Source organism: Planococcus sp. A6, from assembly GCF_028823615.1.
GTDB lineage: Bacteria > Bacillota > Bacilli > Bacillales_A > Planococcaceae > Planococcus.
Genome location: NZ_JAPEHT010000097.1, coordinates 1 through 12,463 on the forward strand (window position 1 = coordinate 1; position 12,463 = coordinate 12,463).

Sequence of the window (12,463 nt, forward strand, 5' to 3'; positions counted from 1 at the left end):
CTTTTTTTTATGTGGTTCAGTCGATTGTCAAATAACGCACGAGGATCGAACCGGTTTTCGTTTCACCGTAGACAAGCAATGGCCCGCCTGCAGACTCAACATCTCCTGTTTTCGTGAAATGCATTTTCTTCTGCATAAACTGGCCTTGTTCATGGCTGCTGTTGATGTCCGGCAGCATGACATCCATGCGTCCAAGGTTCGAAGAGACTTCTCCTCGCAGTGCCAAATGCTGCGGGATGTAAATCTCCACATTGCCTGCCAAAGTTTTCGCTTCGAGCTTTTTCGCCTCTTTGCTGCGCGTCGTCGCGACGACATTGCCGTTTAAGGACTTCGCGTCGATGTCTTCGATATCCCCATCGATGTAAATGCGGCCATTCAAAGTTTCTGCTTCGACTTCGCGGCCTTTCACTTCCATCATCTGGATTGGGCCGTTAGCCGTTTCAAGCTCGGCTTCTTCAAATTGGATCGTTTTCAAGTCAATCTTGCCATTTGCTGTTTTGACTTTGATCAATGCCGAATCCAGGCGCTTCATCGTGAAGCCGCCATTGAACAGACGGACGACAATTTGTTCGAATGCCGCTGCCGGCACATACAAGACGAGATTCACTTGCGTCGTTTTCAAGTCGCTGATGATGCGCAATTTACGGTCATCCGCAATGAACACGAATTTCTCCAGGAAATCCTGTTTTGCCTGCTCCGGAGATTCTGCACGGAATGCCTTTACGCTGCATTCTGCACGGATCGAACCGTCCTGTGAAGGGAAAACTTCTAATTGCCCGTTAGCGATATCGGCAATGATCGTGTGGAGATCCGCACTTTCTTCCGTAAAGGTGTGTTCAAAACGAACGGCTTCACCAAATGGCGAATCGAATTCCATCGTTTTCAGCTTATCGGCGGACGTCTGCATGAAATGCATCATCCGGTCTCCAAGTTGATTGAAATCCTTGGACATGTTCTTGGAAAAATCCTTCGAAAGATCTTTCGAGAACTTTTTGAACATGTCTTCCGGACGGAAGAATCCACGCTTGCCGCGTGAACTGCGGTAGGTTTCACGGCCGTAGTCTTTTGAAGCATTGCCGGTTTCCCCGCCATCGACCGCTTTCAATAGCTCAACCGCTTCACGTGCCGAGATTGTGCCATTTTCAACCATGTCCAAAATGCGTTCTTTTTCACTTTGCATATCGTTTGGCCTCCTCTTCGGATTTCTGCCCTCGCAGAAATTCCTGTTCTACTTTAATGATACGTTTGGATCGAGGGAAAGTTTCACTTTGCTTTTCTTTTCTTAGCGCTGGCCTTTCCGACCAGCTCTTTCATGCGCGCGCGGTCCCGCTCAAGAATTGGCTTCAAGTACATGCCCGTATAGGATCCTTCGACTTTGGCGATATCTTCCGGCGTACCAGTGGCCAAGATCGTGCCGCCTTTGTCTCCGCCTTCCGGTCCGAGATCAATCAAATAATCAGCCGTTTTGATGACATCGAGATTATGCTCGATCGTCAACACGGTATCGCCATTGTCCACTAGCCTTTGCAGCACTTTCAATAAACGTGAAATATCATCGGCATGGAGGCCGGTCGTCGGTTCGTCCAGGATATAGAACGACTTGCCATTGGAGCGTTTATGCAACTCCGAAGCCAGTTTAACGCGCTGTGCTTCACCGCCGGATAATGTAGTCGCCGGCTGGCCGAGCGTTACATAGCCAAGTCCGACATCGACGATGGTTTTCAATTTACGGTTAATTTTCGGGATATTCTCGAAGAATGCATACGCATCTTCGACTGTCATTTCCAACACGTCTGCAATGTTTTTATCTTTATATTTCACTTCCAGCGTTTCACGGTTATAGCGTTTGCCGTGGCAGATTTCACACGGTACATAGACATCCGGCAGGAAATGCATTTCGATTTTTATGATGCCGTCGCCGCGGCAGGCTTCGCAGCGCCCGCCTTTGACGTTAAAGCTGAAACGCCCTTTTTTATAGCCGCGCACTTTTGCTTCATTGGTCGTCGCGTAAACATCCCGGATATCATCGAATACGCCTGTATAGGTCGCCGGGTTGGAACGCGGTGTGCGCCCAATCGGTGATTGGTCAATATCGATGACTTTTTCCAGTTCCTCGATGCCTTCGACCGATTTATGCTGGCCAGGCTTCACCCGCGCACGGTTCAGTTTATGGGCAAGCGACTTGTAAAGGATCTCGTTAATCAAGGTACTTTTCCCAGAACCCGAAACCCCGGTGACCGCTGTGAACAACCCGATCGGAATGTCGACGTCGACATTTTTCAAGTTATTCGCAGAGGCACCCCGGATTGAGATCTTCCGTTCGTTTGGCTGCCTGCGTTCAGCCGGCAGCGGAATGAACTTCTTGCCGCTCAAATACTGGCCGGTCAACGACTTCTTGTTTTTCATCACTTTTTCGGGCGCTCCGGCAGCAATGATCTCGCCGCCGTGTACGCCAGCTCCAGGACCGACATCGATCAGGTAATCCGCTGCCATCATCGTATCTTCATCGTGTTCTACGACAATCAGCGTGTTGCCGATATCGCGCATATTCTTCAATGTGCTGATCAACCGGTCGTTGTCTCGTTGATGAAGACCGATCGATGGCTCATCCAAGATATACAAGACACCTGTCAAACGAGAACCGATCTGTGTCGCGAGACGGATTCGCTGTGCTTCGCCGCCTGACAATGTTCCAGATGCGCGGTTCAATGTCAGATAATCGAGCCCTACATTGATCAAGAAACCGACGCGTTCTTGAATTTCGCGAAGGATCATAGTAGCAATCTGGCGGTCTTTTTCCGAAAGCGTCAAGCTGTCGAAAAACGCTTGCGCTTCGGTAATCGAATATTCTACAACTTGCCCAATGTGAAGATTATTGACTTTGACTGCCAATGACTCCGGTTTTAACCGGTATCCTGAACATGTCGGGCATGGTTGCTGGCCCATGAATTTCTCCATCATGTCCCGAATATAATCGGAGCTGGTTTCCCGGTAGCGGCGGTCGACATTCGCGAGCACGCCTTCGAAGAAAATATGGCTGTCGCGGATTTTGCCGTAATCATTTTCATAGCGGAAACGGATTTTTTCATTAGCCGAACCGTGCAGGATGATGTTCACCTGGTCTTCAGGCAATTCCTTCATCGGCACGTCCATTTCAATTCCAAAATGGCTGCATACCGCCTGCAGCAATTGAGGGTAGTATTGGGAACTCGTCGGACGCCATGGGGCGATGGCGTGATCTGCGAGGCTGACATCCCAATCCGGAATGACCAGTTCAGGGTCGACTTCCAATTTCATGCCTAGCCCGTCGCATTCAGGGCATGCACCAAATGGCGAATTGAATGAAAACATGCGCGGCTCCAATTCACCGATGGAAAATCCGCAGATCGGGCAGGCGTGATGTTCGCTAAACAGCAATTCCTCTTCGTCCATGACATCCACCAGCACTCGCCCTTCCCCAAGACGCAAAGCCGACTCCAGCGAGTCACTCAAACGCGGGGCGATTCCGTCTTTCATGATGACGCGGTCTATGACCACTTCAATGGAATGCTTTTTGTTTTTATCGAGTGAAATATTGTCATCCAAGTCGATCAGTTCGCCATTGACGCGGACCCGGACGTATCCTTGTTTCTTAATGTCTTCCAACAGTTTCACATGGGTACCTTTGCGTCCGGATACGAGCGGCGCCAGCACTTGCATACGCGTCCGTTCCGGATATTCAACCAAACGGTCGACCATCTGCTCGACCGTTTGGGAAGAAATCTCGATGCCGTGGTTCGGGCAGATCGGTTTGCCGATCCGCGCATACATGAGCCGGATATAATCGTAGATTTCCGTCACGGTCGCTACGGTCGATCTCGGGTTCTTACTTGTAGTCTTTTGGTCAATCGAAATCGCCGGAGACAATCCTTCGATTAAATCGACGTCCGGTTTATCCATTTGGCCAAGAAATTGCCGTGCATAAGACGACAAGGACTCGACGTAGCGGCGCTGTCCTTCCGCATAGATCGTATCGAACGCCAAGGATGATTTTCCGGAACCGGATAAACCGGTCATGACAACGAGCTTGTCACGCGGGATTGTCACATCGATATTTTTTAAATTATGGGCACGCGCACCTTGTATGCGTATCTCTTGGTTTTTCAAGTCCTATCATCCTTCCGCTTTCAATTCCAATACTGTATCACGCAGTTCTGCGGCACGTTCGAAATCGAGCGCTTTCGCCGCTTCTTTCATTTCCTTCTCGAGCAATGTGACGAGCTTCATGCGGTCTTCTTTTTTGAGTTTCTTGCCTTCGACCGCTTTGCTGACGTACTCTTCCGCTTCTTCTGCCGCTTCTGTTGCACGGATGACATCGCGAATCTTTTTCTTTATGGTGACCGGCGTTATCCCGTGTTCTTCATTATAAGCTGCCTGGATCGTGCGGCGGCGGGTCGTCTTTTTTGCATCGAATCCGTAATCCGGTCGGCGTACATGATGACGTGGCCGTTCTCGTTCCTGGCAGCGCGCCCCATCGTCTGAATCAGGGAACGTTCCGAACGCAAGAAGCCTTCTTTATCGGCATCGAGTATGGTCACCAATGAAACTTCAGGGATATCAAGCCCTTCACGCAGCAAGTTGATGCCGACCAGCACATCGTATACGCCCATCCGCAACTCGCGGATGATCTCGATGCGCTCGAGCGTCTTGATCTCAGAATGCAGGTAATTGACTTTGACGCCTGCCTCTTTCAAGTAATTCGTCAAGTCTTCCGACATTTTCTTCGTCAAGGTCGTGACCAATACACGCTCCCCGCGCTCTTTGCGCTGCTGGATTTCGTACATTAGGTCATCGATTTGCCCCTCGATCGGCCTGATTTCGATTTCCGGGTCAAGCAAGCCCGTCGGACGGATGATCTGCTCCACCATTTCAGGTGTATGTTCAAGTTCATAAGGGCCTGGCGTCGCTGAAACGAACACGGCTTGGTCGATATGCTCTTCGAACTCATCAAACGTCAGCGGGCGGTTATCCATGGCGGACGGCAACCGGAAGCCGTGGTCGACCAGTACTTTTTTACGCGCCTGGTCACCATTGAACATGCCGCGGACTTGCGGCAGAGTGACGTGGCTTTCGTCGACGACCAGCAGGAAATCGTCCGGGAAATAATCAATCAATGTATAAGGTTGTGCGCCTGCTGGACGCAGCGTCAAATGGCGTGAATAGTTTTCGATACCTGAGCAGAATCCCATCTCGCGCATCATTTCCAAATCGTAGCGCGTGCGCTGTTCGAGCCGCTGCGCTTCGAGCAATTTATCTTCCGCACGCATTTCCTTCAGGCGTTCTTCCAATTCCGCTTCGATATTTTCGATGGCTCTGACCATCTTGTCTTCCCGCGTAACAAAGTGGGACGCTGGGAAAATTGCGACGTGTTCGCGGTCGCCGATGATTTCCCCTGTCAGGGCATCGACTTCCCGTATGCGGTCGATTTCATCACCAAAAAACTCCACGCGCAAGCAGCGCTCATCGCGCGAAGCCGGGAAGATTTCCACCACATCGCCGCGTACGCGGAATGTTCCGCGAATAAAGTTGATGTCGTTGCGTTCATATTGCACGTCGACCAATTTGCGCAGCAGCTGGTTGCGTTCGATCTCCATCCCCTTGCGCAGCGAGACGACGAGTTCCCGGTATTCTTTCGGGGAACCGAGGCCGTAGATGCAGGAGACGGAGGCGATGACGATGACATCGTCGCGCTCGAACAAGGAACTGGTCGCTGAGTGGCGCAATTTGTCGATTTCATCATTAATGCTCGCATCTTTTTCTATGAATGTATCTGACTGCGGCACGTATGCCTCAGGCTGATAATAATCGTAATAGCTGACGAAGTATTCAACAGCATTGTCAGGGAAAAATTCCTTGAACTCGCTGTAAAGCTGGCCTGCCAAAGTCTTGTTGTGGGCCATGACCAATGTCGGTTTTTTCACTTGTTGAATAACATTCGACATCGTATAGGTTTTCCCCGTACCTGTCGCACCGAGCAAGGTCTGGAACCTTTTTCCGTCGAGGATGCCTTCCGTTAACTTGGCGATGGCTTCCGGTTGGTCGCCCGCCGGTTCATAAGGAGCTTGCAGGTTAAATTCCTTTTTCATGGATATGTCCTCCCGTATTTTTCACTACTTCTACTTTAACATATGCCCTAAAATTCCCCTAACAAAAAGCGAACGTATGTTTTTTCTGAAGTATATTCAACTTATCGGCTGTTTGCAGGAGGGGTTTTCCATTTCACTAAAGTACAGCTGCCGTCATCAAGGCATAGAAAAACCGCAGTTCTGTTATTCTTCTTCCCGCTTCAGCTCTTGCAGCTGCGCAGTATATGTGTCGAAAGATTTGCGGTCTTTATGATCCAGGGCTTCGTCGATAAGGGCCAACAATTGCGTTTCCTGCTGTTCGCGGTGAACATGCTTCAAGAACAGATCCAAATAGATCTCATTTAGCAGCTTTTCCGCTTCCGTGATCTTTTTCGTTTGAGCCATCGCTTTCATGAAGTCAGCATAAGAATAATAGTTTTCCATTCTTCTTCACCCCGAATGCTTTTCATTAGTATACACGAAAGCCCAAGAAAGAAGCAAGAGTTTTTTGAAAATTACAACGAGATTGAAAAAATAATTTTTTCGAAAAAATACTTATTGTCTATTTTCCATTTTTTATTATAATAAGGTATGTAAAGTAAATTTAGGGGGTAAATGTTCATGGGTAAGAAGAATCAATATCCCGTCTCTTATACAATTTGCAGCAATACATATGCGCTGCTTCCGTATATGGACGGCCACCGGCTCTTGACACGGGTCATCGAAGACCGCAGCGAATTCCTGGTGGAGGAATCGGTCTATAAAATTGTGGCGAAATCGTGCTCTTTCTATCGTGGCTCCCTTGCCAGCGCCACGCTCTATGCACAAAAAGCGATTGGCGTAAAACACAAGCCGCCGATTATCGTCGGCGAGTATTACGGGAACCCATTGATTTTCTTCCCTACGCATTCTCCGAAAAACAAGGATTCCATCTGGTTCAATTTCGATGCCATCGATTTGATTGCTGCAGATGACAGCGGGCGGGGCAGTTTGGTATCGCTCGGCAATGGCGTCGTCGTCCCTGCCGACATCTCTCCTATCGCGCTTCGAAACCAACACTCCTTCACTGGGTCTTTGCGCCGCTATTTCAAGAAAGCGCAGCGCGTTCATAACCACCGGATGAATTATGTTACGAAACGGGCGTTTCCGCCTCGCAGCCAGCAGCCGCTGGATTAAAGTGATTTAGCGGCTGCGGACAGATAAAACCTCAATAACTCTTCAACGGCATTTTTCAGACGGATATTCAAATAGCGGCGATGGTCTTCATAGCCACCATGGCAAAATACATATTCCGAGAAATTGTCGTCTTTACTTCCCCGCCTCACCTTCATGTCATTGGCCCTCATCAACTCGATGGTTTCGGCCAGGTCGCCTTTTGCCCGCTCGATCGCCCTGTCCAATAATGCCAGGTAAGGAGCTTTCAGCTTGAAAGGGCTTTTCCTGATCCACTCGCGATCTCGTTCCAAAATGAGGAGCACCATCGGCAATTGCACCCGCTTCTCAAACACGGCTATTTCCGCCCTTGAAATCAGGGGCATTTCCTCACCCCCTAGCAAATAGGAACAAGTGTTCTTATTTTTATTTTAACCGGGAATCCGGAAATTGCAAGAGCCGACGATTTCGATTGTTTTTTGCCATGCCGGAAGAACCGGCGCAGCCTTTATTCAAACATAAAAAATCGCCTTTTCGGCATGCAGGCCCAACACCTGCATTTCGATAAGGCGATTTTTTTGTTTAACGGATGGCGCGGAACGCCCACAGCGAGCCGACAAAAAATACCGACGACACCCATAGGAACGGCTCGTGCCAGAACCAGACGGATAATGAAATCCCGGAAAACGATACTAGCGAGAAGATGCCAGCAAACATCCGGCTCTGCAGATTGCGCTGATGTTCGCGCTCCCGGCCTTCCTTGTTCTCCAAGTAATGGCGGATGCGTTCCGGTTCATCGAGAAAGTTGATGAGTTTTTTCGGGAACGCCCGCGCCGGCCCTGTGGAATTGAGGATCCAACGGAAGACGTCTTCTTTGCCGAAAATGCCTTTTCCTTCCCGCTTAGTCGAAGCCCATTCCAATACGCGCGGACGCGCAAGGGCGAAAAGGTCAACTTTCGGATCCAATACGTGCAAGACACCGACGAAAATCGATGTCGCCCGGCCAAAAAAGGCGAATTCCGCTGGCAGCTGCACCGGCTGCGTGCGGACAATATCCTGCATGTCTTTTAATAGCCGTTCGACGACAAAGCTGTCCATCTGCATCAACTCATTCGATTCATAAGCGGCGACGAGCCGCTCAACAGCATCTGCCAATAAGTCGCGGTCTGCATTCGGCAGCAGGAAACGCAGATCCTCCAAGCCATCGAGTACTTGTTCGTAATTCTTGAACAGGATGCCTTCTGCAATCAATAGAATCGCTTGCGAATCGCGTTCTGAGATGGTGCCGATCATGCCAAAATCGATCAGCACGATGGTGCCGTCCGGCTTCAACAGGATATTTCCGCCGTGCGGGTCGGCATGGAACTGGCCTCCGTACAGCACTTGCTCCAAGAACAGGATGAACAAACGCTCGGAAATTTCGTGACGGTTAAGGCCATGCTCTTCGATAAAACTGATATCGGTAATTCTCGCGCCTTCAATCCACTCCATCACCAATACGCGGCGCGTCGTGTATTCATCGTAATATACCGGGATGTGGACGCCATTCATTTCCGCGAAGCGATCCGCGAAAGCGCGGCCGTTCTGAAGTTCGCGGACGAAGTTCAGTTCTGCGCCGATTGTTTCGGTCATCTCGACATACAATTGGTCAAAATCGACTTGTTTCGTGAACGGGGTGAATTTCTTCGCGAGCCAGATGACGATGCGCATCGCCTGGAAATCGGCGCGGATGATGCGGTCGGTTCCCGGACGCTGCACTTTGACAGCGACTTCGGTGCCGTTTTTCAAACGTCCTTTGAATACTTCGCCGATGGAGGCGGAAGCTATTGCTTGGTCCGACAATTCATCCAGGTAATTGCCGTGCTCAACATTCCATTCTTGCTCGAGCACTTCGACGATGTCTTTCCGCGGCACGGATGGCACGCGGTCCGTCAAGCCCTCGAGTTCTGCCAAGAAGCTAGGCGGCATGATATCCGCACGGGTTGACAGGAATTGGCCCAATTTGATCATCAAGCCGCCTAGCTTGAGTGCCAGTTCCTTATATTCTTTTGCCTGGCGGGTAACGAGCTCATTCCAGCGCTGTTCAACGACTGGAGTCCACTTGCCCCTATTGCGCCTTTGGAAAAGCGCCACTTGCACATAAAATCGGATCGCCATGGAAACGATGCGGTAAATACGGAGATATGTAACCTGGTTCATGAATGAGCTCCCCCCTGTTGTTCCCATTATAGAGTTTGGTGACAGATTAGTCCAAAAAGTGGTATGTTTTTAACGGATGGAATATTAAGGGGGATGGATATGGAAACAATTCATTATGAACAAAAAGGAAATTTGGCGTTCATCACATTGAACCGGCCGGATGCAATGAATGCATTCAACTACGATATGCTCGCTGAACTTGGCCAAGTGGCAGAAGCAATCCGCATCAATCCGGATATCCGGGTCGTCGTCTTCACCGGCGCCGGTACTTGAAGGAGCGCAAGACCTTGACGCAAGACCAGGTCAAACGCAATATCTACAAAATTGGCGAAGTGTTTACGACCATCGAAAACTTGCCACAGCCAACGATTGCCATGATTAACGGCTATGCATTCGGCGGAGGCATGGAGCTGGCCTTGGCGTGTGATTTCCGCATCGCGACGGATGATACATTGCTCGGATTGACCGAAACGAGCCTCGCGATCATCCCGGGCGCCGGCGGCACGCAGCGCTTACCGAGATTGATCGGCGAAGCGAAAGCGATGGAACTGATCTTGACTGCGCGCCGCTTGAAATCATCAGAAGCGCTCGACTATGGCCTCGTCACCCGCCTCGCTGCGCCAGACGACTTGGCGCAAGTAACAGGCGAATTTGCGGATTCGATTTTAGCGAATGGGCCAATCGCGTTGCAGCAAGCTAAATTTGCCATCAAAAACGGCATGAATGCCGATATGCAGACAGGGCTTCAAATCGAACGAAAAGCATACGAAATCACCATCCCGACAGAAGACCGCGTCGAGGCGCTGCTCGCGTTCGGCGAGAAACGCAAACCGGAATTCAAAGGGCGTTAACCCAAAAAAGCCAGGCGGAGAAATTTCCCCACCTGGCTTTTTACATATTTACAGTCGCTTCATCCAGCCGACAATTTCCTGCAAACGCGCAAAACGCAAATTCGGTTTGCCGGTGCGCGATAAGTTATGGTCGGCTTCCGGGAATCGGACGAACTCCGTTTCCTTATGCATGCTCTTCAAGGTGATGAATAATTGCTCCGCTTGCTCGATCGGGCAGCGATGGTCGTTTTCCGAATGCAAAATGAGCAGCGGCGTGTGGATGTCTTTCGCATATTTCAGCGGGGAATGCTCCCACAGCTTGTCGACATTGTCCATGGCGGCTCCGTGCTGCCATTCGCTGAAATAATAGCCGATGTCTGAAACGCCGAAAAAGGAAATCCAGTTGCAGATCGAGCGCTGGGTTACAGCCGCTTTAAAGCGCCCTTCATGTGAGACAATCCAGTTGGTCATGAATCCGCCATAGCTGCCGCCGGTCACGCCGAGCCGCTCTGTATCAACCCAGTCATTTTCTGCGAGGACATTGTCGAGTGCCCCTAAGATGTCCCGGTAGTCGCCGCCGCCGTAATCGCCGCGCACGGCATCGACAAAGCTTTGGCCGTAGCCGTGGCTGCCGCGTGGGTTGACATACAGGACGCCGTAGCCGTTTGCTGCAAGCACCTGCATTTCATGGACGAATGTATTGGCGTACATGGCATGCGGCCCGCCGTGGATATTGACGACGAGCGGATATTTTCCACCCGGTTCGAATCCACGGGGCTTCATGAGCCAGCCATGTACTTCAAAACCGTCTTCCGTTGTATGCGAAACGATTTCCGGTGCAATCAATTCTGTTTGTTCTAGGTAGTTTGAATTGCAGGAAGTAAGTGCTTCGCGCTCTCCAGTCGAAATGGCGAGTTTGTAAAGTTCTCCGGGAGACACCGGGTTGCTGATGGCGGCAAGCGCAAAGCTGCCGTCTCTAGAGATGTCGTAGCCGTAGACATGCTCATCTTCCGGGGAAGCCGGATACACCGCGCCGTCAAGCGAAGCGAAATACAAGCGCACATCGCCATCCGTAGACACTTGGAAATATAAATGGTCATCTTGTGTCCAGACGACGCCGGGTGCCTGCGCCCCTTGCTGATGGTCTGCGACGACATAATCGCCGATCGGTGCGTCGATGCCTTCTGTCAGGCACTGCGTCGTTTGGTTTGCCACATCGTATACATACAGTTCGGCTTGCGTGGCATTTTCGTATGCACGTGAATGTCCGACAAACGCCAACCGTGCATCATCAAAGGAAAATGCGGCGCTCCCGTAGTATCCGTCTTGTTCGATGATGGCCGTTTCTTCTCCCGTTTCCAGATCGCGCATATAGAGCGACTGGCGGAAAATGAAATCCTGAATTTCTTCTTTGGCCGATCCATACACCAGTTTCGTGCCGTCGTGGGAAATGGCTTCCAAGCCGAAATGATAAGGCCCTTCCGTCAACTGCTCCACCGTTCCTGCTTCCAGGTCCACAGAGCCGATCTGGCGGTGGTAGTCCTGCTCGACCAGCCCGTTGCCATCCATTTTGTATTTCATGATCGTCGTGCGGTAAGGTTCAGGCTTTTTCTTGTCGTCCTCTTTTTCCGGTTCTTGATCCGTGAATGTTTTTCCGTCCTGCACCAGCGCATTGACCCAGATTTTCTTATTGCAAGGCGACCAGCGGAAACTGCTTACCCCTTTTTCAAAATCCGTCACAGCGCGCGCTTCCCCGCCTCCTGCCGGCAGGACGTATACTTGATTCTTGTCGTTGCGGTCAGATAGAAAAGCGATATGGCGGCCGTCTGCTGACCAGGCCGGTTGGCTATTGCGGTTTTTTCCGTAAGTCCAAGGAACCGATTCGCCGGTTTCCAGCGAGATATGGTACACATGCGAATGATATGTATTTTCTTCTTCGTCCATCTGTGTCTGGACAAATACCGCCCGTTTCCCATCAGGTGAAATCTTCGGGTCGGTCACGGACACTAATTCGAGTAAATCTTCTATTTTAACAGCTTTTTTCGACACACGCTCAGCCTCCTGAATAACTATTTCGTTTTTCGTAATAGTTGCCTTTTCACTATATCGGTAATTGTCTGTCTTTTCAATTAAAGCCCTTTGAAAATATGTATACCGTATGTTCCAATACAAAGAAAA

The 12,463-nt window shown here is 50.3% G+C and carries 7 protein-coding genes and 2 pseudogenes; 2 read left to right on the forward strand and 7 right to left on the reverse strand.

The features are described 5' to 3' along the window. Positions 1–16: 16 nt before the first annotated feature. The 4 genes and pseudogenes from ON064_RS13470 to ON064_RS13485 all read right to left on the reverse strand — a co-directional run bounded on the left by ON064_RS13470 (position 17) and on the right by ON064_RS13485 (position 6,548). Positions 17–1,180: a DUF4097 family beta strand repeat-containing protein gene (locus tag ON064_RS13470; protein ID WP_274625170.1), complete on the reverse strand. Its 1,164-nt coding sequence runs from the start codon at positions 1,178–1,180 to the stop codon at positions 17–19. 83 nt (positions 1,181–1,263) lie between these two features. Further along, entirely contained in the window at positions 1,264–4,146 is a 2,883-nt protein-coding gene (gene uvrA, locus ON064_RS13475; protein ID WP_274625171.1) for an excinuclease ABC subunit UvrA, read from the reverse strand. Between the two features lie 6 nt (positions 4,147–4,152). Beyond that, a pseudogene (uvrB, locus tag ON064_RS13480) lies at positions 4,153–6,125 on the reverse strand (excinuclease ABC subunit UvrB). A gap of 183 nt (positions 6,126–6,308) precedes the next feature. Then, positions 6,309–6,548, reverse strand: coding sequence for an IDEAL domain-containing protein (locus ON064_RS13485; RefSeq protein WP_274625172.1), 240 nt, complete (start codon positions 6,546–6,548; stop codon positions 6,309–6,311). A 177-nt stretch (positions 6,549–6,725) separates the two neighbouring features. Here ON064_RS13485 and ON064_RS13490 point away from each other — a divergent pair, with 177 nt between their 5' ends. Further along, on the forward strand, positions 6,726–7,280 hold the full coding sequence (locus ON064_RS13490; RefSeq protein ID WP_121301037.1) for a competence protein ComK: 555 nt from the start codon (positions 6,726–6,728) through the stop codon (positions 7,278–7,280). On the opposite strand, the gene ON064_RS13495 is transcribed toward ON064_RS13490, so the two are convergent. After that, positions 7,277–7,642: a YhjD family protein gene (locus tag ON064_RS13495; RefSeq protein ID WP_274625173.1), complete on the reverse strand. Its 366-nt coding sequence runs from the start codon at positions 7,640–7,642 to the stop codon at positions 7,277–7,279. The genes ON064_RS13490 and ON064_RS13495 overlap by 4 nt on opposite strands. Positions 7,643–7,838: 196 nt before the next feature. Beyond that, positions 7,839–9,455, reverse strand: coding sequence for an ABC1 kinase family protein (locus tag ON064_RS13500; protein ID WP_121301035.1), 1,617 nt, complete (start codon positions 9,453–9,455; stop codon positions 7,839–7,841). Between the two features lie 99 nt (positions 9,456–9,554). Here ON064_RS13500 and ON064_RS13505 point away from each other — a divergent pair. Next, a pseudogene (locus ON064_RS13505) lies at positions 9,555–10,306 on the forward strand (enoyl-CoA hydratase-related protein). A gap of 48 nt (positions 10,307–10,354) precedes the next feature. Here the strand turns inward: ON064_RS13505 and ON064_RS13510 are convergent. Then, complete coding sequence (locus ON064_RS13510; RefSeq protein ID WP_274625174.1) at positions 10,355–12,334, reverse strand: S9 family peptidase; 1,980 nt, start codon at positions 12,332–12,334, stop codon at positions 10,355–10,357. Positions 12,335–12,463 lie beyond the last annotated feature (129 nt).

Coding starts and splice junctions, on each gene's coding strand:
- ON064_RS13500 (WP_121301035.1), bottom strand. CDS start 9,455: ATGAACCAGGTTACATATCTCCGTATTTACCGCATCGTTTCCATGGCG.
- ON064_RS13485 (WP_274625172.1), bottom strand. CDS start 6,548: ATGGAAAACTATTATTCTTATGCTGACTTCATGAAAGCGATGGCTCAA.
- ON064_RS13490 (WP_121301037.1), top strand. CDS start 6,726: ATGGGTAAGAAGAATCAATATCCCGTCTCTTATACAATTTGCAGCAAT.
- ON064_RS13495 (WP_274625173.1), bottom strand. CDS start 7,642: ATGCCCCTGATTTCAAGGGCGGAAATAGCCGTGTTTGAGAAGCGGGTG.
- ON064_RS13470 (WP_274625170.1), bottom strand. CDS start 1,180: ATGCAAAGTGAAAAAGAACGCATTTTGGACATGGTTGAAAATGGCACA.